The sequence below is a fragment of the Alkalicoccus saliphilus genome (assembly GCF_003044065.1).
Taxonomy (GTDB): Bacteria; Bacillota; Bacilli; order Bacillales; family Salisediminibacteriaceae; genus Alkalicoccus; species Alkalicoccus saliphilus.
The window spans coordinates 88,792-115,258 of sequence record NZ_PZJJ01000001.1 but is presented as its reverse complement, the minus strand read 5'-3'; the positions used below and the strand labels follow the sequence as shown (position 1 = coordinate 115,258).

General features: G+C 43.9%; 25 protein-coding genes and 1 riboswitch. Of the genes, 17 read left to right on the top strand and 8 right to left on the bottom strand.

What is annotated here, in order from left to right; translation table 11 throughout:
* Window positions 1-24 precede the first annotated feature (24 nt).
* Together C6Y45_RS00585 and proC are read right to left on the bottom strand one after the other, a co-directional pair.
* Window positions 25-759 carry an ion transporter gene (locus C6Y45_RS00585; protein WP_425427840.1) on the bottom strand — a complete coding sequence of 245 codons (735 nt, stop codon included), beginning with the start codon at window positions 757-759 and terminating at the stop codon, window positions 25-27.
* A gap of 358 nt (window positions 760-1,117) precedes the next feature.
* Window positions 1,118-1,948: a pyrroline-5-carboxylate reductase gene (gene proC, locus C6Y45_RS00580; RefSeq protein WP_107582907.1), complete on the bottom strand. Its 831-nt coding sequence runs from the start codon at window positions 1,946-1,948 to the stop codon at window positions 1,118-1,120.
* Between the two features lie 142 nt (window positions 1,949-2,090).
* On the opposite strand from proC, the gene C6Y45_RS00575 reads away from it, so the two are divergent.
* The 6 genes from C6Y45_RS00575 to C6Y45_RS00550 all read left to right on the top strand — a co-directional run bounded on the left by C6Y45_RS00575 (window position 2,091) and on the right by C6Y45_RS00550 (window position 8,482).
* Window positions 2,091-2,879 carry an SDR family NAD(P)-dependent oxidoreductase gene (locus tag C6Y45_RS00575; protein WP_107582905.1) on the top strand — a complete coding sequence of 263 codons (789 nt, stop codon included), beginning with the start codon at window positions 2,091-2,093 and terminating at the stop codon, window positions 2,877-2,879.
* A gap of 21 nt (window positions 2,880-2,900) precedes the next feature.
* Entirely contained in the window at window positions 2,901-3,368 is a 468-nt protein-coding gene (locus C6Y45_RS00570) for a low molecular weight protein-tyrosine-phosphatase (RefSeq protein WP_107582903.1), read from the top strand.
* Between the two features lie 127 nt (window positions 3,369-3,495).
* Window positions 3,496-4,485, top strand: coding sequence for a class I SAM-dependent methyltransferase (locus tag C6Y45_RS00565; protein ID WP_107582901.1), 990 nt, complete (start codon window positions 3,496-3,498; stop codon window positions 4,483-4,485).
* Window positions 4,486-4,636: 151 nt separating this feature from the next.
* Window positions 4,637-6,127, top strand: a complete 1,491-nt coding sequence (locus C6Y45_RS00560; RefSeq protein ID WP_107582899.1) for a phytoene desaturase family protein — start codon at window positions 4,637-4,639, stop codon at window positions 6,125-6,127.
* Window positions 6,124-7,581 carry a phytoene desaturase family protein gene (locus C6Y45_RS00555; RefSeq protein ID WP_107582897.1) on the top strand — a complete coding sequence of 486 codons (1,458 nt, stop codon included), beginning with the start codon at window positions 6,124-6,126 and terminating at the stop codon, window positions 7,579-7,581. Before C6Y45_RS00560 ends, C6Y45_RS00555 begins: the two co-directional genes overlap by 4 nt.
* A gap of 58 nt (window positions 7,582-7,639) precedes the next feature.
* Window positions 7,640-8,482, top strand: coding sequence for a phytoene/squalene synthase family protein (locus tag C6Y45_RS00550; protein WP_107583252.1), 843 nt, complete (start codon window positions 7,640-7,642; stop codon window positions 8,480-8,482).
* Window positions 8,483-9,345: 863 nt separating this feature from the next.
* Here C6Y45_RS00550 and C6Y45_RS00540 read toward each other — a convergent pair.
* Genes C6Y45_RS00540 through C6Y45_RS00525 form a run of 4 tightly spaced genes read right to left on the bottom strand, consistent with a single transcriptional unit; the run spans window position 9,346 to window position 13,401 of the window.
* On the bottom strand, window positions 9,346-10,815 hold the full coding sequence (locus C6Y45_RS00540) for a phytoene desaturase family protein (RefSeq protein ID WP_107582893.1): 1,470 nt from the start codon (window positions 10,813-10,815) through the stop codon (window positions 9,346-9,348).
* Window positions 10,812-11,930: a glycosyltransferase family 2 protein gene (locus C6Y45_RS00535; protein WP_107582891.1), complete on the bottom strand. Its 1,119-nt coding sequence runs from the start codon at window positions 11,928-11,930 to the stop codon at window positions 10,812-10,814. The genes C6Y45_RS00540 and C6Y45_RS00535 overlap by 4 nt, the downstream gene beginning before the upstream one ends.
* Window positions 11,900-12,616, bottom strand: a complete 717-nt coding sequence (locus C6Y45_RS00530; protein ID WP_107582889.1) for a lysophospholipid acyltransferase family protein — start codon at window positions 12,614-12,616, stop codon at window positions 11,900-11,902. Before C6Y45_RS00530 ends, C6Y45_RS00535 begins: the two co-directional genes overlap by 31 nt.
* On the bottom strand, window positions 12,613-13,401 hold the full coding sequence (locus C6Y45_RS00525; RefSeq protein ID WP_107582887.1) for a carotenoid biosynthesis protein: 789 nt from the start codon (window positions 13,399-13,401) through the stop codon (window positions 12,613-12,615). The genes C6Y45_RS00530 and C6Y45_RS00525 overlap by 4 nt, the downstream gene beginning before the upstream one ends.
* A 244-nt stretch (window positions 13,402-13,645) precedes the next feature.
* Between C6Y45_RS00525 and C6Y45_RS00520 the strand changes: the two genes are divergently transcribed.
* The 3 genes from C6Y45_RS00520 to C6Y45_RS17225 all read left to right on the top strand — a co-directional run bounded on the left by C6Y45_RS00520 (window position 13,646) and on the right by C6Y45_RS17225 (window position 15,582).
* Entirely contained in the window at window positions 13,646-14,530 is an 885-nt protein-coding gene (locus tag C6Y45_RS00520; protein WP_107582884.1) for a Cof-type HAD-IIB family hydrolase, read from the top strand.
* Between the two features lie 145 nt (window positions 14,531-14,675).
* Entirely contained in the window at window positions 14,676-15,206 is a 531-nt protein-coding gene (locus tag C6Y45_RS00515; RefSeq protein ID WP_107582882.1) for a PTS sugar transporter subunit IIA, read from the top strand.
* Between the two features lie 73 nt (window positions 15,207-15,279).
* Window positions 15,280-15,582, top strand: a complete 303-nt coding sequence (locus C6Y45_RS17225; RefSeq protein ID WP_160058021.1) for a hypothetical protein — start codon at window positions 15,280-15,282, stop codon at window positions 15,580-15,582.
* Between the two features lie 179 nt (window positions 15,583-15,761).
* Here C6Y45_RS17225 and C6Y45_RS00510 read toward each other — a convergent pair whose 3' ends face one another.
* Entirely contained in the window at window positions 15,762-16,592 is an 831-nt protein-coding gene (locus C6Y45_RS00510; protein WP_107582880.1) for an undecaprenyl-diphosphate phosphatase, read from the bottom strand.
* Between the two features lie 300 nt (window positions 16,593-16,892).
* On the opposite strand from C6Y45_RS00510, the gene C6Y45_RS00505 reads away from it, so the two are divergent.
* Window positions 16,893-17,540, top strand: coding sequence for a TlpA disulfide reductase family protein (locus C6Y45_RS00505; protein WP_107582878.1), 648 nt, complete (start codon window positions 16,893-16,895; stop codon window positions 17,538-17,540).
* Window positions 17,541-17,676: 136 nt separating this feature from the next.
* On the opposite strand, the gene C6Y45_RS00500 is transcribed toward C6Y45_RS00505, so the two are convergent.
* The gene (locus tag C6Y45_RS00500) at window positions 17,677-18,588 is read right to left on the bottom strand and encodes an aldo/keto reductase (RefSeq protein WP_107582876.1); all 912 of its coding nucleotides are present in this window, start codon (window positions 18,586-18,588) and stop codon (window positions 17,677-17,679) included.
* A gap of 156 nt (window positions 18,589-18,744) precedes the next feature.
* Here C6Y45_RS00500 and C6Y45_RS00495 point away from each other — a divergent pair, with 156 nt between their 5' ends.
* The 7 genes from C6Y45_RS00495 to lysA all read left to right on the top strand — a co-directional run bounded on the left by C6Y45_RS00495 (window position 18,745) and on the right by lysA (window position 26,247).
* A complete protein-coding gene (locus C6Y45_RS00495; protein WP_107582874.1) occupies window positions 18,745-19,284 on the top strand; it encodes an NUDIX hydrolase in 540 nt (179 codons plus the stop codon).
* Window positions 19,285-19,429: 145 nt separating this feature from the next.
* Window positions 19,430-19,867, top strand: coding sequence for a ferric iron uptake transcriptional regulator (gene fur, locus C6Y45_RS00490; protein ID WP_107582872.1), 438 nt, complete (start codon window positions 19,430-19,432; stop codon window positions 19,865-19,867).
* A gap of 240 nt (window positions 19,868-20,107) precedes the next feature.
* Window positions 20,108-20,995 (top strand): site-specific tyrosine recombinase XerD, encoded by an 888-nt coding sequence (gene xerD, locus C6Y45_RS00485; RefSeq protein WP_107582870.1) that lies wholly within the window; start codon window positions 20,108-20,110, stop codon window positions 20,993-20,995.
* Between the two features lie 106 nt (window positions 20,996-21,101).
* Window positions 21,102-22,286, top strand: a complete 1,185-nt coding sequence (gene deoB / locus C6Y45_RS00480; RefSeq protein WP_107582868.1) for a phosphopentomutase — start codon at window positions 21,102-21,104, stop codon at window positions 22,284-22,286.
* A 14-nt stretch (window positions 22,287-22,300) separates the two neighbouring features.
* Entirely contained in the window at window positions 22,301-23,113 is an 813-nt protein-coding gene (locus tag C6Y45_RS00475) for a purine-nucleoside phosphorylase (protein ID WP_107582866.1), read from the top strand.
* 166 nt (window positions 23,114-23,279) lie between these two features.
* A complete protein-coding gene (locus C6Y45_RS00470; RefSeq protein ID WP_107582864.1) occupies window positions 23,280-24,584 on the top strand; it encodes a pyrimidine-nucleoside phosphorylase in 1,305 nt (434 codons plus the stop codon).
* A 64-nt stretch (window positions 24,585-24,648) separates the two neighbouring features.
* Window positions 24,649-24,824: riboswitch (Lysine riboswitch) on the top strand.
* A gap of 85 nt (window positions 24,825-24,909) precedes the next feature.
* Window positions 24,910-26,247: a diaminopimelate decarboxylase gene (lysA, locus tag C6Y45_RS00465; protein WP_107582862.1), complete on the top strand. Its 1,338-nt coding sequence runs from the start codon at window positions 24,910-24,912 to the stop codon at window positions 26,245-26,247.
* The last annotated feature ends 220 nt before the right edge of the window (window positions 26,248-26,467 follow it).

Below are 26,467 nucleotides of genomic sequence, written 5' to 3'. Positions count from 1 at the left end.
TGTGAGATTATCTTACATCTATAGTCATCGGTTATACTGTTCGTTTAAAAGATCTTTTAATTCTTTTATTTCAGTTCTCAGCTGTTTCAGCTCTTCTTTAGTATCATCCTCAGATGTGTCTTCTTCTTTTTCGCTTTTTTCCACGTTGCTTACAATAACACCGATAAAAAGGTTAAAAATAACAAAAGTACCAACGAGTATAAAGCCTATAAAATAAATCCATGACCACCACAATTCTTCGAATATCGGCCTCATTACCTGTGAAGCCCATGATTCAAGTGTCACCACCTGAAAAAGAGTAAGCAGGGAAAGCTGGAGATTGCCGAAATATTCAGGTGCAGTCGATTGAAACAGCATAGTACCGATAACGGCAAAAATATAAAAAATAATTCCCATCAGCAGAAGAATATTACCCAGGGAGGGGATCGTTCTCATTAAAGCATCGACAAGGCGTCGAAGGGAGGGAATGATGGATACGGCACGAAAAACCCTCAGTACACGGAGTACCCTCAGGACAGTTACAAAATGAGCTCCGGCAAAAAGGTGGCCCGCTGCTACGATAAGAAAGTCAAACCAGTTCCATCCGCTTTTAAAGAAATACCTCAGAGAAGGAGTTGCCAGAAGCCTTATCACAATTTCAACAGTGAAAATCCAGAGAAGCACCCGGTCGAGAGTGAAAAACAGCATTTGATTTCCCTGGTAAATATGTTCGTAAGTCTCAATTCCGACTATGACAGCGTTTATCAAAATAAGCGTCATAATGACGGGAGTAAACAGACGGCTATTTGTTATTTTTTGAAAAAAAAGTTTCCAACGGCGTTTTTCTGTTCTCATTTTTACCTCGTCCTCTGCTGAAAAATATGTAAGACATGCTGTTTATTCTACTAAAAAAGAAGCAGTGCAGAAAGGAAAGTATTTAAGAAAAAAGAGAGTAGACAAAGTAGGGGGTGAGAGCTTTTCAATCAGCAGGAGGAGGAAGAAGCTGTTTATATCGCACCGCCCCTTCTCGAAAAATAAAGATTGCAGCTGTATTTTTGCTGACGGAGAAGCTTTCACTGCGTAAAAAAGACCTTCTTAAAAAGCAGAAGGTCTTTACCGCCGGAATGGCAGGAGAAAGTTAATTGTCTGACCGGCTGGAAAGCTTTTTCTTTTTACCAAGTTCCTGAGATCTTTCATAAGCACCGGCAATACAGTCTATAAGAGCCTCCTGAACCCCACGGCTTTTCAGTACATCAAATCCGGCCTCGGTCGTGCCGCCGGGACTCATAATCTGTTCATAAAGTTCCTTTGGGGAAGATTCCTCCTTCTGAACCCTGCGGCTTGCACCTACAAGTGTCTGGGCTACGAGTTCCCGGCCTATGTGCTCCGGCACGCCAATATTAGCAGCAGCTTTTTCCATCGATTCCATCAAATAGTAAATATAAGCAGGCCCAGTACCGGTAAGTGCAGTTACGGCGTCCATCATTGTTTCATCCACTACAGCCGTTTCTCCAACTTCCCGGAAAAGCTCGACAGCCCGTTCGGATTGTTCATCTGAACAGAAAGAACCAAAAGAAAGAGAAGTCATGGATGCCCGTACAGCAGCTGAAGTATTCGGCATTGTCCGTATGACGGCTTGACCCGGCACCACTTCCTCCATCGAGGCTGTCGTTACACCAGCCATTACCGAAACTACAGCTGTGCGGGAGTCCAAATGCGGCAGGAGAGGTTCCAAAGCTTCCTCCCAGTCTTTCGGTTTACAGGAAAGCAGGATAAAGTCCGTGTTTTCTGTCAAAATTTCAGGATCCCGTGTTACCGTTACGCCATATGTTTGAGCCAGAGCCTCAAGCCTTTCATCATTCGAGCGGTTAGTGACGAATATTTGGGAAGCGGAAGGATAAACACCGTCCGTCCAGCCGGCTATTAATGCTTCAGCCATAGAGCCTCCGCCTATTATTGTTATTTTCATGTGTAAAACTCCTTTGCGGCTCTGAATAGAAAATTATTCTTATTATCTATTGAATCGTCCCCGGATGTCAATATGGAAAACACAATCATTCGCAAGCAGAAAACAAAAAAGTTATACTGTTAATTGGAAAGGATGATTATGTATGCAAAGGAATTTACAGAAAAAAGTGATCGTTATAACCGGCGGCTCGAGCGGCATAGGCGCTGAAATAGCTGCAGAATCAGCCCGTAAAGGTGCCCTTCCTGTCCTCATTGCCCGTTCTGAAGATAAAATGCATGCAGTTTCACAACGGATAAAGATGGAGACGGGCATTCTGCCGCTCGTATTTAAAGGAGACGTTACAGATGCGGACCGCGTGAAAGAGATATTTGATACTGTGGAAGCGGAAGCAGGGAAAGTAGACGTTCTCGTAAACAATGCCGGGTTTGGCATATTTGATTATGTCACTGACATTGATATGAAAGATGCTGAAGAAATGTTTCGTGTAAACGTACTTGGAACCATTGCCTGTACAAAAGCGGCTGTCCCAAGAATGAATGCAGGCAGTCACATTTTATTTGTATCTTCTCTTGCAGGCAAAGTTGCTACGCCTAAATCAAGTGTTTATTCGGCTACAAAGCACGCCGTGAATGGTTTTGCAAATGCCTGCAGAATGGAGCTGCGTAATTCAGGCATTTATGTCAGCACGATTAATCCAGGGCCTGTAGAAACCGGTTTTTTCCATATTGCTGACAGGGAAGGTACATACCGTAATAATGTAGCATCAATGATGATGGAAGCTTCAAAAGTAGCCGAAAAAACGGTGCGTATCTTTTTCCGCCGCAGGCGTGAACTGAATCTGCCATGGTGGATGGGGACAGCAGCCAAAATGTATCAGCTGGCTCCCTCGCTGCTGGAACGAATTGCCGGGAGCCGTCTTAGTAAAAAATAACTGTAAGGAAGGTGTAATTTAATGATACGGGTTGTTTTTATCTGTCTAGGCAATATCTGCAGGTCTCCAATGGCGGAAGCCATTCTCCGGAAGAAAGTAGAAGAGGCAGGGCTTTCGCATCTCATTCACATTGACTCCGCAGGTACCGGCAGTTGGCATGCGGGAAGTAAACCTCATGCAGGAACGAAAAAAATTCTGGAACGGGAGAATATTCCTGATAGAGGAATGACTGCCCGTGAAATTACTCCTGAAGATCTCGAAGCGGACTACGTCGCTGCGATGGACGCTTCCAATCTCGGTTTTATTCACCGGATGGCAGGGCACGAAAAAGAAATCAATGCCTTCCGGCTGCTGGACCTTCTTTCGGAAAAAAAAGAACCGGATGTTCCGGATCCTTATATGACAGGAGATTTTAATGAAACCTACATACTCATAGATGAGGGCACGGATGCGCTTCTTTCCTATATCCGGGAACAGGAAAATATTTAAAATTCATTATAGCACTGGTTTATAGAGGAATATGACAGGGAATAGGGCTTACAACCCATAACGACGAGCTGTTTTTCTACAAACCTCCGTCGGTCATATTAAAGTTAAAGAAAAGAAGGTGGACTATGTGAGTGAACTGCAGCGTATGATTCAGGCACGGAACTGGATGAAAACGAACGAAAATTTTCTGGAAACATGGCATGCCCACGTAGGGTATGACTTGAATCTGTTTGATAGGTTTGAAAGCCCTGCTTCTGTTGAAGATACCGCTTCCAGGTTTAATCTGTCGAGTGAACTGCTTCAGCGGTGGGTGGACGTAGGTGTGGAAGTAGGACACTTGAAAGAAACTGGGAGAGGGAAGTTTAAAGCAAACAAAAAAATGATTAAATACGCCTCAAAAGCCAGCAGTGAATCAGTAGGTATTTTACTAAGTGAGATGATGGAACTTCATATACCTACCCTGCTGAAATATCCAGAGCTTCTCGAATCGGATGAGCGTCTTACATATCTATCCGAAAAGTTTTCAGAGATAGTTGCAGAAACTTCTACATTTCTTGAAAAGGCAGCGGTATCCCCGATTCTTAAGTGGGTGAAGAAAGAAAAACCTGATGCCATTATCGATCTTGGATGCGGATACTGCGGTTATTTAAGCTCCATCCATCGAAAGCATCCTAAAACAGAGCTTATTGGAGTGGAGTTAAGTCCGGAAGTTGTTGAAAAAGCGAGGGAAAAAGTAAGCAGTCATATTGATATTCGCGAAGGCGACATTATTGATTTTCTGGAATCTTATGACGGTAAAGCAGATATGATTATGGCCCATAACCTGCTTTATTACTTTAAGCCGGAAGACAGAGCCGGTCTTTTCCACCGCTTTGCGAGAGTGCTTTCCAAACAAGGATCCGTTACTATTATCTGCCCGCTTGTAAAAGCAAAACACGGGGCGGCTTTCACTGCAGCTTTTAATACGTTTATGACAGCTCACAGCAATCTTTATCCACTTCCTTCTCCCGACAGCATTAAAAAGGACGCTAAGGAAGCTGGTTTCCGTGTCGCAGGAATGAAGCCTTTAATCCGTGAAGGCGGATGGTATTTAATTACGCTGAAAAAGAAAAAATAAGAGATTTTTTTCCGGCTCTTCCGTCCATAGGAGAAAGAGCCGATTTTTCAATTTGAAGGCGTACAAATGTTATACAAATATTGTTTATCAGTTATAAAACAGGGGTATTAAAGGGATTAGAAGCATAGATTGAGGAAGAGGGTGAGTCAAAATGACACAAGTGGCAGTTATCGGTGCCGGACCCGGAGGACTGGCTGCAGCAATGCTGCTGTCAGCTGAAGGATACGATGTGGATGTTTATGAAAAACAAAGTTATCTGGGGGGGAGAACTTCTTCTTTTACTAAAGAAGGCTACACTTTCGACCTTGGTCCTACGTTTTTCAGCATGCCGCACATTCTGGAAAATATTTTTAGGGACAGCGGGAAAAATCTTCATGATTATGTCGATTTAATCAGGCTGGACCCAATGTATTCACTCGTTTTTGACGGGATGAAAATCAGGGCAAGCAGCGATGAAGAAAACATGTTTGCAGAAGTAGAAAAACATTTTCCCGGAAGCGGTCCTGCATACAAGAAATTTATGCGTGATACGAGAAAGAAACTTGCGGCTCTTTCCCCAATTCTTCAGGAAAATCATGCTTCACTTCTCGATTATATGAGATGGCGGAGTATTAAAGCACTTCCGGAACTTGAGGTCGGTAAAACACTTCACGACGTTCTTTCCAAATACTTTGATGATGAACGCCTGAAACTTTCCTTTACCTTTCAGTCGAAATATTTGGGGATGTCCCCGTGGGAATGTCCGGGAGCTTTCAGTATTCTTTCGTTTATGGAGCACGAATACGGTATATATCACCCGCGGGGCGGATTGAATCAGCTGACCAAAGCAATGGCTCAGGCAGCAGAAGAAAACGGGGCGCGTATTCATTTGCAGAAGGGTATAAAAAAGATTGAAGTTCACGATAAAAAAGTTCAGTCTTTAAGGCTGGAAGATGACTCCGTGATACGCGCAGACCATATTGTGATGAATGCAGACTTTGCCAACAGCATGAAGCACTTAATTGATGATAAATATAGAAGCAAATATACAGACGCAAAACTTGAAAAGAAAAAATACTCCTGCTCCACCTTTATGATTTATGCTGGAATTAATAAAAAAGTGAATCTCGATCATCACACAATATTTTTCTCCAAAGATTATAAACAAAATGTTGAAGAAATCACGAAACTCGGAAAGCTTTCCCGGGATCCATCGATTTATATCCATAATGCCTCCGTTACCGATGACACTCTGGCACCGGCAGGAAAATCAGCGCTCTACATTCTGGCTCCGGTAGCCAATAACTTCAGTGGTATAAACTGGGAGGAAAATAAAAAAAGGTTCCGGGATCTTATTATGCAGGAAGTGGCTGCTAAAACAGGGATTCCTGACATAGAGAATTATATTGAAGTGGAAGAAATACTGACACCTTACGAATGGGAATATGAAAAAGATATTTATCAGGGGGCTACATTCAATCTTTCCCATAATCTCGGACAGATGATGTATTTTCGTCCCCACAATCAGTTTGAAGATATCAATGGTCTCTGGCTTACAGGAGGAGGCACTCACCCGGGAAGCGGACTTCCAACTATCTTTGAATCTGCACGAATCACTTCGAACCTGCTGGTGCACGAAGTCAGAAAGAAGGTTAAATCATGAAAACAATTATAGCTGGCGGTGGAATAGGCGGAATGATCACTGCCCTTTACGAAAATAAAGCAGGCAGTGAAGTGACATTGTTCGAAAAAAAATCGAGCACCGGTGGAAGGCTTGCCTATCACCGGCATGGAGATTACAAAGTGGATGAAGGGCCGACCGTAGTTCTTCTGCCGGATATGATTAAAGAGATTCTCGAAGAGCTCGACTTAAAAAACAGGGTGGAGATGCAGCGGATAGATCCGCTTTATCCCCTGCATTTTCCCGACGGCACAACGTTTTTGAAGTGGAGCAGTACTGAAAAACAAAAAGAAGAAATCCGCCGGCTGTTTCCAGGAGAGGAAAAAAACTTTGATAAATATATGACAGACATGGAAACAAGATTTACTGAAGGGAAAGAGGCTTTTCTTACAAAAGCTTTTTTGACACGCCGCTCCTTCTGGACGCCGAAAAATGTAAAAACACTTTGGAAACTCCGGGCTTACCAGTCAGTTCGTAAACAGGCCGCTGCTTATTTTAAGCACCCTAAACTCCAGGATGCTTTCTCCCTGCAGACACTGTATATTGGAGGTTCTCCTTCCGAAACACCAGCCATTTATTCGCTTGTTTCTTACAGCGAGCATGCTCATGGAATATGGTATGTTAAAGGAGGATACGCAGGTCTTGCAGAAGTACTTACAGAGGCAATGGAAGAAAGAGGTGTTACCGTTCGTACAAATGCAGAAGTAGAGGCTCTCGTAACGGATGGGACGCGCTGCACAGGAGTAAAGGTCGATGAAGTTGTTGAAAACGCAGACAGAGTAGTTTTAAACGGTGAATTCCCGCTTGCTGAAAAACTTGTAAGAGAACCTTCCCGATCCTATAAAAGTTCTTCCGGATGTCTGTTGTTTTATTTCGGACTGAATGAACCGCTGGATACAGAGTACGTGCATAACTTTTTCATGGGAGAAAATCTCGATAACCATATGAACGATGTATTTAAAAAATACCGGCTGAACCGGGACCCCTCTTTTTATGTATTCAATCCCTCCTTAATTGATTCATCGCTGGCACCGGAGGGGCAGGGGGTAGCTTATGTTCTCGTTCCCGTCCCGGCTGGACGTCACATTACAAGAAAAGAATACCAGGATTATGCTACACTTATTAAGAGGAAATTAATAGAAAAAGTGGATGAAAACCTGGAAACAAAAACCGTATGGGAACATGTCCGGAGCCCATATGAAGCAAAGATTGACGGCCTTTTCTCCGGCGGCAGCTTCGGGCTCGCGCCGTCGATGAGCCAGTCTGGAATATTCAGACCGCAGGTTAAGCCTTTTGCCTACGATAATGTATATGCTGTCGGAGCTTCAGTACACCCTGGAGGGGGGATCCCGGTAGTGATGCAGGGAGCAAAAATTTTGTCCCGGGTACTTAACGAAGATGCCGCCGGACAAGGTGCGTCCCCGGAAGATGTCTAAAATAAAAGAACAGCCTCCTGATTTAGAGAAAGGCTTTCAAATGAGAGGAGAGGAACAAATGGAAGTACGTCAGGCGTACGATTACTGCAGAAAAGTAATTGAAAACAACTCGAAAACATTTGCAAAAGCTTTTCAGCATCTGCCTAAAGACAGACGCAGGGCAGTCTGGGCGGTTTATGCTTTCTGCAGAACAGCGGATGATATAGTGGATGAGGGTGTAAATAAAGAAATAGAACTTCAGAGATTTAAACACGACCTGGATCGCTTTGCAGCTGGAGATATTCCTGACAGCAGTCCTCTCTGGACAGCACTTAATCATACATTCCATCTCTTTTCGTTTGACCTCAAACCTTTTTACGAAATGATTTCCGGACAGGAAATGGACTTATACGGATACAGCTTCCAAAGCTTCGAAGATGTACTCGATTACTCCTACAGGGTTGCAGGCACTGTAGGGCTGATGCTCCTGCCCGTTCTTGCACCGGATACAAAAGAGGAGTTAAAGCCAAGCGCTGTAAAACTGGGCTATGCCATGCAGATAACAAATATTTTAAGGGATGTGGGGGAAGACTGGGAAAAAGGCAGAAAGTATCTTCCTGAGGAACTGATGGTTAAATACGGCTATACAGAGCAAATGCTCGATGCCGGTGAAATTAACGATGCCTTTATTGGACTTTGGGAGGAGATGGCTTCAGAAGCAGAAGCATTTTACGAAGAAAGTCTTGAATCTATTCATCTTTATCCTGTTTCATCCAGACTCCCAGTGCAGGCAGCAGCGCATTTTTACAGGAAAATACTTCATACGGCAAGACAAAATAAATATGACGTCTTCCGCCGCAGGGCGGTAGTGAGCCAGGAAGAAAAAAGCAATATATTAAACGGACTTGCGGCTACAAAGTAGAATTACTTTAAACTTGCGGCCGGGTTTATTTCCAGCCGCTTCAGCCGTTGAAACTATTTCATGTAAAATAATAGTACAAAAAAGACTCAGCTTCGGGAGCGGGTCTTTTTTTTGTGGCTTATTTATATTTTTGAAGTGACGGTCTGCGTCCTATCCCCCAATCTCCTTCTTACAGCGGCCGGTTTTCGCTTCGTTTTTGCTTCATTGAAAAAGAAAAGTACTGCTTTTCATGAACGCTGCTCTTTATTCGTAAAACCGATGCCGGGGCAGAGACACCTGCGGAATCACGCAGCTCCTCCCGGACGGAAGGACAGAAGCATGCTTTCTCCGCTCCAGGTGTAAAGAGCCGCAGGCGGCTTTCAAAAACAACGAGGAGTTTGGCTCTTACGCACGTTTGGTGAAAATAAGTTATATCTCACAAAAAAGCTACTCCCCTAAAAATCACAATCGTTTGAGCTCGCTTTACCAGCTTTTTAAATAAATTTTCCTATCGTAATCAAGAGCAGGAAAGCCAATTTCCCTTTCTTCACGTAAGAACTCAGAGCTTTAACAGAGACATTCATGCAAATTCATTGCAGCGTGAGGAATGAAAAGGTCCTTTTCCAGTAAGATTACCTTCTATCCAAACAGGTGGAACGAAGCCTGTGTATGGCTGGTTTTTTTTACCATAAGCTGTAGTGGATAGGGAGGAACTCCGGAGCGGGCAGGGCCGTGCCCGACTCTGACCGACAAAAGAAGGACAGAATGAGCTGAGGCCGGCCCGCTTGGAAAGCCTCTCCATGGAAACGAAAGCAGACGTTCATTTTTTATTTTCAAGGTAGTCAATCAAAAAACCAACATTCGTATTATCTGCGCAGTAGATTTTAATTCAAATGATGTTTTACAATCAGTTCGGCCACATTCTGACCACTTAAAGTGACCATAGGAGATCCTCCTCCCGGGTGAGTGCTTCCACCGGCGAAATAGAGATTATTAAGGTCGGATGCTTTATTAAAAGGGCGAAGGAAAGTGTTTTTCTTTTTATTTGAAGACAGGCCGTACAGTGCTCCACGGTATGCATTGAACCTTTTTTCAATAACTGCTGGAGAAACTTCCATGGAGTCTGTAATGGAAGTAGAAAGATCCAGTCCAAACCTGCGGAGTTTTTCGAATACAGTTTCTTTGGAAAACGGATGAGCTCCGGCTTCAGTGGAGAGAGGGGGAGCATTTACAAGTATAAATAAATTGTCGCCGTCCGGAGATCGGGAAGGCTCTGTTTTGGAAGAAGTACATATATATACAGTGGGGTCACTGCTGTATTCTCCTTTATTAAAAATATCTTCAAATTCTTTTTTAGGGTCCCGGCTGAAAAAAACTTGATGATGGTTAAGTGCGTGACGCTTGTTTGAAGCAGCCATCAGCACGTAGGCCGAGACGGACGGATCGGCGGAAACAGCTTTTTTATCAGTAAAAGATGGCCGGTGCTCTGAGGCGACAAGACGGGGATACTGGCTCAGAAGGTCGCCGTTTAATAAAAAAACATCGCCTGGCACAGTTTTTTCCCTGTTCGTAACAGCTTCTGAAATAGTGCCGTTCTGAACAGTCAAAGAAACAACTTCTTCTCCGTATATAAATTTCACTCCTGATTCTTCCGCTGCTTTTTTTAAACCCTCTGCGATCCTGTAATTACCACCTTTTGTGTAGTAAACGCCGTCGTTTAGTTCCAGGTGCCCGATTAAACCAAATGTCGCCGGGGAATTGAAGGGGGAGGAACCAATATAAGTTGCATAACGGTTAAATGCAGAAATGATTCTTTCGTCTTTAAAAAATCTTCTGTGAAAACTGTCCATCGTTTCCAGGGGGCGTGAAGAGAGAAGCCCTTTAGCTAGAGGGAGTGAAATAAAATCTTTCCAGCTTCGGAAAGTTCTTTTTAAAAAGTGTCTGTCTGCCAGCCTGAAAAGTTTTTCCACCTCTTTCCGGTAGGCTTCATACTTATCGGCAGAAGCAGGATCCAGCGCGTGCAGTTCCTCTTTCATGTCTTCTTTTACAGAAGAAAAGGTAAAGGAACTCCCGTCTTCAAATGAATTGGTCGTATGACGGGGGAGCGGGACAAACTCGAAATAATCTTCCGGTTTTCTACCGGTCTGCTTCAGCACGTTATTAAAGACATGTGGCATAGTAATAGTGTTCGGTCCAAAGTCAAAACCAGCGGAGCCGAGTTGTACGTCATGCAGTTTCCCGCCGGAATGGGAATTTTTTTCGATGATGGTCACTTGAAAACCGCGGTGCTGAAGGCTTATTGCTGCAGACAGGCCTCCAAGACCCGCGCCGATTACGACTGCTGTTTTAGTCATTGATACGTTCTTCCTTTCCACGTAAATCCCTGTTTCGTAATGCTGAGGGAGATCGAGTAAATTAATATAATAAATGCTGCCATTACCGAGAGCGGAAAGAAAAAGGCGAGCCAGAATTTCTGTTTCGTTATCAGATCAATCGTCAACTTAAGAAAGAATGTCAATACAAGAGGGAGCAGAAGTAGATAATTTCCTGTTACCACCCCTGTCACAGCTGCAGGAACAGGAACAAGGAACACTAACGTATAAAAAAAGATAAACAGAATTGCTGCCGGAAGGCTTCTTCCAAGACCCGGGAAAAAATTTTTTGAAAACCCCTTCCAGACTTCTTTGGAAGTATTGTACATATGGCAGGATACACTTCCTGTCACGTTTACGAGACGAACTCTCCAACCGGAGGTTTTCAGGACGCGTGCGATGTGAATATCCTCCACAAGAGAATTTTTTACTGAAAAATGGCCTCCGATACTCCGGTAGGCAGAAGCTCTGAACATCATAAACGCTCCATGGGCCGCTGAAGCTTGAGACCAGGTGGTCAGATTCGAAAGGAGAACAGGAAGATGAAAAAAAACAAGAAAATGCTGCATTGGTATTAAAAGGTGGCCCAGTATGCTTTTTAGTGGTATGTGTGGAAAGCCGGTTACCAGGCCGGTGTTTTTTTTGAAATTATACAACGTTTCCTGAACCAGATCCGGGGAAACACGGACATCGGCATCGAGAAAAAGGAGAAATTCTTCTTCTGCCAGCATGGACAGCTGGTGGCAGGCGTATACTTTGCCTACCCAATTTTCCGGAAGGGGACTTCCTTTGTGTATACTGAGACGGGAATCTTTTTGTGATGCTGCGGTTAATTTCTCCCAGGTGGTGTCCGAAGATCCATCATCCAGGATAACAAAGCGCAGATTTTTATAAGTAAGTTTCTGAAGGGAATGGAGAAGCTCCTCTACATTTTTTTCTTCGTTACGCATAGGTACCAGCACAGCTACAGAGGGGGTTATTTCAGAATGTCTGCCGAGCCGCGGCATGGATAAGCTGTTAAAAATTGTCCAGCTGAGCAGTATGAGGTGCAGTAAAATATAATAAATCAATTGTACGCCCCCAATTTCTTTTTCCATTTTTCAAATTTGTCTGCTGTACCTTCTCTCCCATGCATAAGTGGAATAAAAGGCTGATTTGATAAAACCTTATTCCGGAGAGAGTTCATTTCTTTTTCTAAAGCTTCTTCAGCAGCCTGTGTCCAGCGTTTTCTTCCCCATGAAGGAGCTCCGAGTACAGGAGCCCCCGTTTGGATGTACCATTCAGGCATCTGATGGTGAAAAAGGCCATGATAAAAAGCTACAGGGACTACGGGTGCTTCCGGTACGAGGAATTTCAAATATCCCGTTCCCGGTGAGATTGCCAGAGGACGATGTTCCAGAGGGACCTCCTTCCCCTGCGGAAAAAGAAAAAGGTGCCGTCCGTTCCTCAGTTCTTCAGCGGCATATTTAAGAGACTGTCTGACAGAGGCCGGAGAAGAAGCTTTTACAGAAAAAGCACCGAGTTTACTGAAGAAAGGAAACCTGTTTAATCCTTTTTCGTCCATCATGGCAATGCCGTTTGTCTTCCACTTACTGCTGTTTAAATAAAACAAAATAAGTGGATCCCACCACGAACTGTGATTCATAATTATAATGGAACCTTTTTCAGGAAGAGGGGACGATTCAGGAGAATTATAAATACCATGAAATTTATTTTTTAAAAGGTTGTTGTTATATAAACTGAACAGTTTTTCAAAGTTTTTGCTATTTTCCGCTCTCATCATATAACCTGCACCTCCCTTTTAAGCAGGCGGTAAACAGTGTAAAATACTGCTAATGTAATAATTGACAGAATCGGGGCAAGAACAAGTCCATTAACGACAGAAACAATAATAAACATACCGGCCATCATTCCATACAAATAAAGCATGCGTTTCTGCCAGAAGAAACTGCGGTTATTCTGCCAGCTTCCTTTCCGGTAAAGAAGTACAGCTAAACATAGATGAAGAACAAAAGATAAAACAAACCATCCGGCAAAATTGGTGAATGGGATATCGTAATACAGACCTCCGTCGTGCCAGACCCAGTACTGCTTTACTTCGTAGGCGAAAGGGTCGAGAATAAGATCGAGAGAAGTGGCAATTAATGCTCCGTACAGTGCGTACAGAGTCCGTCCGAGCACATGCAGTTTGTTTAAAAGAGGCGCTGCCAGAACGTGCGATGTAGCGATTACCATTATCCATGCAAACCCGATCGTTATGGGTACTCCCACAAGCTTCGGTCCAAAATCTGTTTCATAACTGTAATTTCCAAAAAACAGACCGGTATGTACTCCGAAACTTTCCATGAACATAGATACAAAAAAAATAAACAGCACAATAAATATACCAATCATTCTGGAAGTGCTCCGGTAAAAAAACATTATTGCCAGGAGACCTGAAGTGATGAGAAAAACAACATTGGCCCACTCCAGCCATGGAGGTACAAGATGGAAAGATAACAGCACTACTCCAATTACATACCAAACAATAAAAAAGCGATACAAATACAAATCAAATGCAGCAGGCATATGAACCCTCCCATAAATTCATCCTGCTTGCACAGGATGCGTGTTTCTGCCATGATATACAAATAATTACCCTCAATCTGCTTTTCTTATGCAGCATCAGGAAAAAAACGTGGATGTACCTCCGGGGAAATCCAGGTGCAGGGAAGTTTTTCGTATTCAAACATAAACATTCACACACTCGGTTTTTGACATTAATTGAACCTGCTTTTTGTAATTAACAAAGATATAGTAAGGAGATTTGTTCGTGAAAAAAGAGATAAAGATGATAGCTTCAGATATGGATGGTACGCTTTTAAACAATGAACGGAAAGTAACCGGAAGAAACGCAGAAATTTTAAAGCAGGCCCAGGCCCAGGGGATAAAAGTTATCGCAGCTACAGGACGTGATTATAAGGAAGCCTCCCACCCCCTCCGGGAAGCGGGGCTTTCGATGCCGGTCATCGGAGCAAATGGAGCAGAATTCCACAGTGAATCGGGCGGGCTGATCGACGAAAAAGTAATTCCGGAAGAGCTGTATACAAAAATTTCCCACATACTTGACAAGGAACAGGCCTACTTTGAAATATACACTAATTTTGGTGCGTATACGAGAAATCGGGAGGAAGCATTGAAACTAGTGCTGGACGTACTGCATGCAGTAGATAGTGAAATGTCCAAAGAAGAAGCCCTCGGTCTTGCGGAACAGCGTTTTGCTGAAGGAGGCGTCCGGCTTGCTCCAAGCTACAATGCTATTATTGAGGCCGCAGACACGCGTCTTTTGAAAGTGCTGGCCTTTTCTGCTTCTGAAAATGCCCGCCTTCAAGTTAGAAGTGCTCTTCAAAAGCTCCCTCTTGATGTAAGTTCTTCCGGGCTGGAGAACATAGAGATTACTCATAAGGAAGCTACAAAGGGGAAAGCGTTGAAAAGAGCCGCATCCTTTTATGGAATCAGTCTCGACGAAACGCTTGTTATCGGGGACAACGAAAATGACCTGTCTATGATTGAAGCTGCCGGATATTCTGCAGCAATGGGGAACGCTGTAAGCAGCGTGAAAGAGGCGGCAGATTTTATTACGGCGAACAACGAAGATTCCGGTGTCGCAGAAGCGGTACTGCCGATTTTGAAACGCGTGCCTCTTGCCGGTGAATAGTTTTAAAGACGGAAGTACAGGGAAAGAGAAAAAAGAATACAACCAGGCGGAATTATCTTTGACAGTCAGTGAAGGTCTGATATAATTCACTGCGGTACCGCCACACTATAATGATCGCATTTAATTTCGGAAAGGGGTATGAACTGTGTTAAAAAAATTATTTGGGCTCGATAAGAAGGAAAAGAAACAGGAAGTGGAAATGCCCGAGGCAGATGGAAAAGACGTTTTCCACAGCCCGGCCAATGGAGAGGTAGTTGCTCTGTCTGAAGTACCTGATCCGACTTTCGCAGAAAAAATGATGGGAGATGGAGTAGCAGTCAAACCTTCTGACGGCACAATTGTTGCTCCTGTGCATGGTGAAATTATGCAGCTTTTCCCAACTAAACATGCTGTTGGAATTAAAACAGTCAATGGGATGGAAGTTCTTATCCATATTGGGATTGAAACGGTGAATATGCAGGGAGAAGGATTTAAAGCATTTGTTGAACAGGGAGATAAGGTTGCAGTCGGAGATAAGCTGATTGAATTTGATCCGGACCTTGTAAATGAAAAAGCAGAAAGCACTATTACACCTGTTATAATAACTAACGGAGATGCGGTCGCGTCAATGGATAAGCAGGAAAATCAGACGGCAACTGCCGGAGAAACAGTTATTATGACAGTAACATCCAAGTAAATCAGTACTACAAAAACAGGTGCGGCAGAGAGCCGCACCTGTTTTCAGGCTGTTTATAAAGTGTTTTTTATACATGCCTATGCATTTCCCTGTTTTCGCCTCCACAGGACGCTTTCCGGGCGGGCCGGCTTCAGCTAATTTCTTCCTCACAACGCTCGGAAGAAATGGATCTTCTGCTCGTCCTATCTCGCCTCGGAGTCGCCTGCTGCAGCTCCAGCAGGAAAATAAAAAGAAGGTTTCTCTTCTAAAAAATGTGTTGATTCCGTCCTTTCTTCCATTCAGGAGAGGCTTTTCCTCCGGAACGACCGGCGGGGACGCCGGTGGGATAAAGCGAAGTCGGAAGATCCTTTTCCATGGCCGAAGGGCTGGAAAATAGCTGATGACGAGCCCCACGGCAAGCTTCCGCCGGGGAGTGCAGGAGAAAGCTATACGCTCAGAAGAATAATTATTCTGAAACCAAGACTTAATCAACACTCTGAAAACAGGTGCGGCAGAGAGCCGCACCTGTTTTTTGTAGTAGAAAGATTTATCTTCTTCAATAAAAATTTCCCATTATTAAATATCAATGATAGTTGCAGGATCAATATAAAAGAAGACAAATGCGGCAAGAGCGAAGCAGTAGGCAGCAAAATAAATAAGTTTGCTTTTCTTAAGAAAATCAATAAGCCATACTATGCCTATCACCGAAAAGAAAAATGTCACTATAAAAGATACAATGAGGTTTACCGGTCCGATATAATGCATCATTTCAGGCGATACATCATTAATTCCGAGAACTGTGGACCCTAGTATTACCGGTATGGCAAGAAGAAAGGAATACCTGACAGCTGTTTCCCTGTCCAGGCCGCGGAGCAGTGATACGACAAGTGTCGATCCGGATCGGGATATACCGGGAAGCACTGCAAGCGTCTGACCGAGACCTATAATTACAGCATCGAGTGAATTCATATTTTCCGGAGTTCTGGAGCCGGTTTTATGGAATCTTTCAATAAATATCAGTGCAAATCCCGTTAAGGTCAGTGCACCGGCAATAATTGCGGGGGATTTCATCCCATCTCCTACTGCATCAGAAAATACATAACCGAGGCCTCCGGTGATCACCGTAGCAATTATAATGTAAAGCCCAAAGAAAAACATGAGCCGGTCTTCTTTTTTCCGCTTTAAAATAAATCGTAAAAATCCTCCGGTGACGTTCCATACATCCTTCCAGAAATAAAAGACGACAGCAAATACAGAAGCAATGTGAAGGAAAATTTCGAAGGCGAGTCCGGGGAAAGAATACCCGAAGACAAGCTGGGTTATTACTATATGAGCAGTGCTGGAAATAGGGAGAAACTCAGAAAGACCCTGAACAATCCCAAAAATAATTGCTTCTAACAGTGACATAATCAACTTCCTTTCTTTAATACAGCCTTTGTAAAAAGTTATTATTGTTATGTAAGGAAAATCCGCCGGTTTCGGTGAATGGCAGAGGCGGGAAACTCTTTCCACAATAACAGTCGGCTTTTACAGGGCCGTTATGTTAGTACATACGATCAATATTGTAACAGATACATAAAAGAAGCGGGAAAAAATTTGAAAAACTTTCCGGGGCAGCACGTATGGAGATTTTTTGAATAATGCAGCAATGTTATGTATAGAAAGTATTTATGACGTATAATAGGGGCGAGAAAGGCGGGGGATCGAATGATTAAACAGTTACTATCTTTTATTATACTGGCAGGTGCTGTAGGAATCGGTGCTTTTATTTTTATCCAGGATCAGTACAGCGAAGAGGAAAAAGGAAGTGAAGCGCTGGAAACGTACCTTGAACAGGACGGGATCGAACGGGAAGCAGCGGACCCGGAGAATACGATCAGTCATGAAAGTATAAACGAGACAGGAACAGAACCAGGTATGAAGGCAGCTGATTTTGAGCTTCCTGAGCTCCAGGGAGACAGCCGCCTGGCTCTGGAAGACATGGAGGGGAAGTATGTAGTAGTAAATATGTGGGCTACCTGGTGTCCCCCGTGCCGGGAAGAAATGCCTGATTTTGTCAAGTTCTACGAAGACTATCAAGACGAAGGAGTAGAGATGGTCGGTATAAATATGACCGATACAGAAAGAAATATTGAAGCTGTTGAACAGTTTGTAGAGGAGTTTAAAATTCCATTTTATACGCTCCTGGATGAAGAAGGTATCATGGAAGATAAGTACAGCGTGTATGTTATGCCTTCGACGTATATTATTGATCCGGATGGTCGGATGGCGATGAACCGCCCCGGCTACATCAGCTATGAGGCACTGGAAGAAAGCTTTCTGGAAATCCGGGACAATTACGAAGCCGGGCTTTAAAGCGGGAGACCCGGCCCTTGCAATTTTTTTAATTACTACCAAACAGGGGTACAGGACGTTTTATAGGCCTGTACCCCTGTTTTTGGGATGATAAAGTTATTTTTTAAAAACTGCAGCTGCTTGACAGACCACGGAATTACTCCCGGTGGGCTTCGTATACAGCAGCTTTGGATGCGTGTTTAACGGCTGAAATAATATCCTCTGATAAAGTATATTCTGACGCACGGACATTATCACGAAGTTGATCCGGTGTTCTTGCTCCCTGAATTGCTGCGGCCGGTGTATGATGGTCGAGAATGTACCGGAGTGCCAGAGAGCTCAGAGGCATCCCTGCTTCGTCAGCAATTTTTTGAAGATTTATTATTAAACGTTCAAGTTCCTCTCTGGAGTAATTCAAATAGCCTTCTTCCGTCAGTTTATTGACATAATTATTCGTCAGAAGGCCTTTAGCTACAGGACCCCGGGCAATAATGGAAACCTGACTTCTGTCCAGGAGGGGCATCCACTCTTCGGGCCTGCGGTCAAGAATGCTGTACTGCATCATATTACTGACAATACTGCTTTTTTCCGTGAATTTTTTAATTACGTTGGGACGGATGGAGGAGATACCGTAATAACGAATCAGACCTTCTTTTGTCAGTTCCTCCAGCGCCCCGGTCATTTCCTCAAATGGATCGTCGACGGTTCCGCCGTGCAGCTGATATAAATCAATATAATCTGTCTGAAGCCTTTTCAATGAATTTTTACAGGCTTCTTTAATGTACTCTTTGGAAGGGTTCCAGCGCCAGCCGTCAATGCCATCCCCCCATTCATTTCCTCCTTTGGTAGCAAGCACAACGTTTTCACGTTTGTTTTTTAAAGCTTGACCAACAGATTCTTCATTGAAACCGTACTGATACAAGTCCGCTGTATCAAAATAATTAATACCCGAATCGACCGCTTCGTGCAGAATTTTCTCATTCTGTTGTTGGTTATCTGATAAAGACATACAGCCAAATCCAATTTCAGAAACGTAAAGATTTGAAGAACCGAGCTGATTTTTTTTCATTCTATATCTCCATCCTTTCTAGTCCTTGAGTGTGCTTTCACTCTACGTTAAGGATTGCAGAATCGCAAGTAATACCCTATCCTAAAGAAGCAGTAGGAAACAGCACGGAACTTTCATTTAAAATAATGGAAAATAATATACTTAAGAGGTGAAAGAATGAGCCGGAAATTGTTTGAAAAAACTATAAAAATTGACCCTGTTTTTAAAGGTAAGATTATCGATCTGGAAGTCCAGGATGTCGAGCTCCCCAACGGAGAGCAAGGGAAAAGGGAAGTTGTTCATCATCCCGGAGCCGTTGCAGTCATCTGCGTCACAGACTCAGAAAAAATGGTTCTCGTAAAGCAGTATCGAAAAGCCTTGGAAAAAGCTATAGCTGAAATCCCCGCAGGGAAACTTGAAAAGGGGGAGGATCCCCGTTTATGTGCTCAGAGAGAACTTGAAGAGGAGACCGGAATCAAAGCCGCTTATATGAAGGAAGTGGCTTCTTTTTACACGAGTCCCGGCTTTGCAGATGAACTTGTTCATGTATATGAAGCTGCTGATCTCTCAACGGGAGAAGTACATACAGATGAAGACGAATTCGTCGAGCGTATAGATGTAACGCTGGAAGAAGCGAAAAATATGATCAAAACCGGGGAAATCCACGATGCAAAAACAATGTACGCAGTACAATACTGGGAAATGATGAAAAAGTAGTTAATTATAATAATTATTACATTGTCATGATAATCATTATCATTTGACAGCTATTTTAAAGGTTGAGTATAATAAGGGAGGAAAGAACGGCCCTGCTTTAGCAGGGAAAGCCTGAAGGCTACGCATCGATTGGGGGAAATGGACTATGGAGCAAAGAATTGACCGGATTAAAAAGCAGCTGCACTCGCAAAGCTATAAACTTACCCCTCAGCGGGAAGCAACGGTGCGTGTTCTCCTCGAACATGAAGATGATCATTTGAGTGCTGAAGACGTATATATGCTCGTTAAGGAAAAATATCCGGAGATCGGACTGGCAACAGTATACCGGACGCTGGAACTGCTTACTGAACTTAAAGTAGTAGACAAAATAAATTTCGGCGATGGGGTCTCCAGGTATGATCTGCGCCAGGAAGGGGCGGATCATTTCCATCATCATCTGGTCTGTCTGGAATGCGGAGCAGTGGATGAGATTCAGGAAGACCTTCTTGGAGACGTTGAAAAAATTGTGGAAAAAAGATGGAATTTTGAAATTAAAGACCATCGGCTTACTTTTCACGGAATATGTTACAGGTGCAGAACTTGATAATTCAACGAATCACATAATGACAGTTAATGAAAAACCGGTGGAAGCAATTTTCCACCGGTTTTTTTGTGGGAAGACATCATTCATGGGAGCTGCTGGACAAGTTGCGGGACTCAACGGACAGGTTATATGTGAAACACGATTATTTAAATAACATTTTTTCATCTCTCTATGCACGTTAGTGCGAAGATATGGTATTCTAAAAGTATAGGAAAGAGTCTGTGGGAGCGGGTGATTTCATTGCAGGAGCAAATAGAAGCTTACATGAATTTTCTTGTTATAGAAAAAGGGCTGGCGGTTAATTCCACCCAGGCGTATGAGAGAGATTTGAAGCGGTACGCTGATTATTTAATAAAAACAGAGAAGATCTCTAATTGGCAGGAGGTGCGGAAAGCTCACGTTCTCACTTTTCTGCATCATCTTCATGACCGGGGAGGAGCAGCTTCCTCTGTTTCAAGAATGCTTTCTTCTGTTCGTTCGTTTCATCAATTTTTAATTAGAGAAAGAATTACAACTGCCGATCCTGTCCTTCACATTGAGCGGCCGAAACTTCAGCAGCAGCTTCCAAAAGTCTTATCCACCGCAGAAGTAGAGGCGCTGCTCGGAAGTCCGTCATCCAACTCCCCTCTAGACAAAAGAAACAAAGCGATGCTGGAACTGCTTTATGCTACTGGCATGAGGGTTACAGAACTCTGCAGCTTAAGAATGAGTGATCTGCATCTGCATATGGGGTTTGTCAGGTGCACCGGTAAAGGAGACAAAGAGCGTATTATTCCGCTCGGGTCCCATGCATTAAAAGCGGTGGAAGCTTATTTGCAGGAGTCGAGAAGTCGGCTGCTGAAGCAGCCGCAGGAGGCGGTTTTTGTAAATCATCACGGCAGACCGCTTTCCCGTCAAGGTTTCTGGAAAGTACTGAAAAAACTTGCGTCAGATGCTAATATCGACAAAGAATTGAGTCCTCATATGCTTCGTCATTCGTTTGCAACCCATTTGCTGGAAAACGGAGCGGACCTGCGGGCCGTGCAGGAAATGCTTGGACATGCAGATATTTCCACTACTCAGATTTATACTCATGTTACGAAAGTACGTATGAAAGAAGTGTATTCCAAACATCACCCGCGTGCATGAAAAACATGCGCTCTATTAAGAGGTCTGACTTCAGACATCAAATGATTAAAGGACACAACCACCGGGAATAGACGGCTAAATATTATTTTTTTAGGAGTGGATAATTATGAAAAACCAGCAATTTAAGCGTATTTTTGTTATTGTGATGGACTCTGTAGGAATCGGGGAAGCACCAGATGCGGCGGAGTTTAATGATACAGGGGCAGATACTCTTGGTCACATAGCAGAAAAAATGAAAGGGCTTCACATGCCGAACATGGACAAGCTCGGCCTCACACAGGTCAAAAAGTATGAAGGAGCTTCCGAAGTGGAGAGGCCTGAAGGATACTACGGTAAAATGGAAGAAATATCAGCTGGTAAAGATACGATGACCGGACACTGGGAAATTATGGGTCTCCACATCGATAAACCGTTTAGAACTTTCCCCGACGGCTTTCCGGAGAAGCTCATTAATGAACTTGAAACACGCACCGGAAGAAAAATCATCGGCAACAAACCGGCTTCCGGAACAGAAATACTTGAGGAACTAGGCAGTCAGCACGTGGAAACAGGAGATCTGATTGTGTATACTTCTGCCGACTCGGTGCTTCAGATTGCCGCACATGAAGAAATCGTACCGCCTGAGGAGCTGTGGAATATCTGCGAAACCGCACGGGAGCTTACGCTTGATGAACCGTACATGATAGGCCGTATTATTGCACGCCCGTTCAAAGGAGAGCCTGGAAACTGGGAAAGAACCTCTAACCGTCATGATTACGCGTTGAAACCATTCGGGAGAACAGTAATGAACGAACTGGCGGATGCAGGCTTCGATTCGATTGCCATCGGTAAAATTTCCGATATTTATGATGGAGAAGGAGTAACGAGCTCCATGCGTACAGAGTCCAATATGGACGGAATGGATAAATTGGAGCAGTCAATAGCAATGGACTTTAACGGGATGAGCTTTTTAAATCTTGTGGATTTCGATGCGAAATTCGGCCACCGTAGAGATCCGCTCGGATACGGCCGGGCGCTGGAAGAATATGACGCCCGTCTGCCGAAAGTTCTTGAAGAGCTTAAAGAAGATGACCTGTTAATTATTACGGCTGATCACGGAAATGATCCGGTGCATCATGGAACCGACCATACGAGAGAATACGTTCCGCTCATTGCCTACAGTAAAAGCCTGAAAAACCCCGGTTCTCTTGGCACCCGAAAAACGTTTGCGGATGTCGGTGCGACTGTGGCTGACAACTTCAACGTGGCATCTCCGGAGATTGGAACCAGCTTTTTAAACGAATTAAAATAAAGGAGGCAGCAACTATGACAGCAGTACAGAAAGCAAAAACATTTATTGAAGAAAAGATGACAGGGAACGTCCCGGAGATTGGTTTAATTCTCGGCTCCGGACTCGGGGTGCTGGCAGAAGAAATCGAATCTCCTACAGTCATTAAATATAACGAAATCCCTGGTTTTCCATCTTCCACAGTAGCCGGTCATAAAGGACAGCTAGTTATCGGAACGCTGGAAGGTAAGCATGTAGTGGCTATGCAGGGCAGATTTCATTTCTATGAAGGATACGATATGGAACTAGTTACTCTTCCGGTTCGCGTCATGAAGGCCATTGGAGTTGAAAAGCTGATCGTAACCAACGCCGCCGGCGGAATTAACGAGAATTTTGACGCAGGAGACCTTATGCTGATAAATGACCACATTAATCAGTTCGGTACAAATCCCCTAATCGGTAAAAATGACGATGCTCAGGGTGTCCGTTTCCCTGATATGTCCGAAGCCTATACAAGATCGCTTTTGAATCTTGCCCAGGAGGCAGCAGACAGTGAGGGACTGAAAGTTCAAAAAGGAACTTATGTAGGAACAACAGGTCCGTCCTACGAAACACCGGCAGAAGTCCGGATGCTTCGAATACTCGGTGGGGATGCCGTAGGTATGTCCACTGTTCCGGAAGTTATAGCAGCCCGTCACAGCAGCATGGACGTTCTGGGAATTTCCTGTATATCAAATATGGCAGCAGGCATTCTCGATCAGCCGCTTGATCACAGTGAAGTAATTGAAACTACAGAGCGTGTTAAAAAAGACTTCCTTTCTTTAGTTAAAACTGTCGTTGGGAAAATGTAGAAGTTTCCCTGTTCGTAAAACGCAGCGGAAAGAGGTCCGAATCTTTGCGGTTCGTGAAGGTCTTTAATGGAAAATCTTCCAGTACGTTAAGGAGTCATTGCAGTATTCAAGCCGGCGGGTGCAGAAACTATTGCTGCACCCCGGCTTAAACAGGGAGGAATAAACCATGAGAATGGTAGACATAATTGAGAAGAAAAGAAACGGCGGACAACTTACAGAAAAAGAAATCCAGTTTTTTGTGGAAGGGTATACAAAAGGGGACATTCCGGACTATCAGGCCTCTGCTCTTATGATGGCGGTTTATTTTCAGGGAATGGATCCGGAGGAAACAGCGCTTCTTACTCAGGCAATGGTGGATTCAGGAGAAACGATCGATTTATCTTCTATAAAAGGACATAAAGTGGACAAGCATTCTACAGGCGGTGTCGGGGACAAGATCAGCTTCATCATCGGTCCGCTCGTCGCTTCTGCGGGTGTGCCCGTAGCCAAAATGAGCGGGAGGGGTCTTGGTCATACAGGTGGAACGATCGACAAGCTTGAAGCTATAAAAGGATTCAACGTGGAGATTACAAAGGAAGAGTTTATTGATAACGTCAATAAAAATAAGCTCGCCGTTGCCGGACAGACAGGCAACCTGGCACCTGCTGACAAAAAACTATATGCTCTTCGGGATGTAACGGCTACCGTTGATTCCATTCCTTTAATTGCAGGGTCCATTATGAGTAAAAAACTTGCTTCCGGTGCAGACAGTATCGTGCTCGACGTAAAAACCGGCTCCGGAGCCTTCATGAAAAACCTGGAAGATTCAGAAGCTCTGGCCCGCGAAATGGTTCAGATAGGCAATAATCTCGGAAAGCAGACAGTAGCTGTAATCAGTGATATGAATCAGCCTCTCGGCTTTGAAGTGGGTAATGCCAACGAAATCAGGGAAGCAGCGGCAGTACTTCAGGGGGAAAACATATCAGATCTTCGTGAACTTTCACTGGAAATCGGTGCCCACATGACGGTTCTCGCAGGAGTTTATTCTTCTTACGAAACAGCTTACACAGAACTCGAAAAAAATCTCGACAACGGCCGTGCATTTGACGCCTTCCGTACATTTGTCCAGGCACAGGGGGGCGATACGGAAGTAATTGATAATCTGGAAAAACTCCCGAAAGCACCTTTCGATATTGAAATTAAGGCTGAAAAGAGTGGTTACATCAACGCTATTGATGCGGCTTCCATCGGCGTTGCTGCGATGTATCTTGGAGCAGGAAGAGCGACGAAAGACGATCAGATCGATTACGGTGTGGGGATTACTCTTCGGAAAAAGATTGGCGACTACGTAAAAGCAGGAGAGCCGCTTGTTATTCTCCATGCCAATGAAGATAACCCTGAAGATTCAGCAGCCAAAATCAATGAAGCATACAGTATTACGGATGAACAGCCGGACAAACTTCCGCTTATTTATAAAGTTATCAAAGAGTAGCCGGACGCTTTAGCTTGATCTCATCTATTGAATATGCTATCTTGGAAAAAATAATTTAATTGAATAGAAAGATAGAGGTGCAGAATGGATCAGTACAATGCGTGAGCTGAAGGACAGCCGGGATCGTGTTGAAAAGGCCGTTCTGCCGAAGGTTTTCTCCTCTCCTTACGGGGAACGACCTGGGGGCCCGTTGAATAAGCGGGTTACTGCCGTGGAGTGCTGCGGAGAGCTATCTTTTTCAATCCCGTCCGGGTTTGGGAAATGGATAGGTTTCAGCTGTTCATTTCCCTTTTTCTATGGATAAAAGATTGGAGTGTATGAATAGATGAACGTTTATGGAACACAGCGGATTAATGAGAACGGAAAACTTGAAATTGGCGGAGTGGAGGCAGAAGGTCTAGCTGAAACTTATGGAACCCCCTTGTTTGTCTATGATGTAAAGGACATCAGGAACAGGGCAGAAGAATTTCATGATGCTTTCCGTGCCCAGAGTGTAAATTATCAGATTGCCTACGCATCAAAAGCTTTCAGCTGTATTGCCATGATGGAACTTGCAAGAGACCTTGACCTCAGTCTGGACGTGGTTTCAGATGGTGAGCTTCATACGGCGCTGGAAGCAGGGTTTCCGGCAGAAAGAATTCATTTCCATGGCAACAATAAAACTCCTGAAGAACTCGAGATGGCTGTAAAAGAAAAAATCGGCTGTATTGTTGTTGATAATTTTACTGAATTAACGTGGCTTATGGCTCTGACCGAAAGTGAAAAAACTGAAATGGAAGTTTTAATCCGGATTACCCCTGGAGTTGAGGCCCATACACATGAATATATTTCCACTGGACAGGAAGATTCCAAATTCGGTTTTGATTTAAACAGCGGCCAGGCAGACGAAGCAATCCGGCGTCTGCTCGACCATCCATTTTTAAAGCTTCAGGGAGTGCATTCCCATATTGGTTCCCAAATTTTCCGGGCCGAAGGTTTTGAAGAAGCTGTAAAAGAGATTTATCGTATGATCCGTAAGTGGAAGGAATCTATGAATTACTACCCGCAAGTGCTGAATGTTGGTGGAGGATTTGGAATACGTTATGCAGAAAGTGATAAACCGCTTCCGCTTCACGTTTATATTGACCGGATGGTGACTGCAGCAAAAGAGGAAGCTGAGGCAATGAACGAGCCTGTACCTGAAATATGGATAGAACCCGGAAGAGCTCTCGTGGGGGAAGCTGGTACAACACTTTACAGTATTGGAGCTAGAAAGGACATTCCGGATGTCCGTACGTACGTATCAGTTGACGGTGGTATGACGGATAATATTCGTCCGGCTCTTTATCAGGCAGAGTATACAGCCCTGCTCGCTAACCGGGCAGCAGAAGAAACAGAGGAAACAGTATCGATTGCAGGAAAATGCTGTGAAAGCGGAGACATGCTGATATGGGATCTGGATCTTCCGGCAGTAAATCAAGGTGATATTCTGGCGGTATTCGCTACAGGTGCCTATGGTTATTCAATGGCAAACAACTATAACCGGATTCTCCGTCCTGCTGTTGTTTTTGTCGAAGATGGGCAGCATGAAATTGTTATTGAAAGAGAAACGCTTACTGATTTGACCCGCAGAGAAAGAAAATATTCTAAAGCTGCTGCGGTACAGAAGGAGAAGCAGGTTTAAATCAGCTGTATTATAGTAAAAGCCGGTGGGCAGACCTTCGGCTTTTTAATGTGGCTGCAAATTTTTTTAAAGAATACCTGCGAAAACACTTGTGAAACTCACGACTGAAGCGCCTCTTAACAAGTTTTCTTAATATGCACTGCCGGATTATTACGGACGAAAGTTTTATAATGGCGCGACAGCAGCAGTTCTGGTAAAATGAAAGTGCTGGACAATAGAA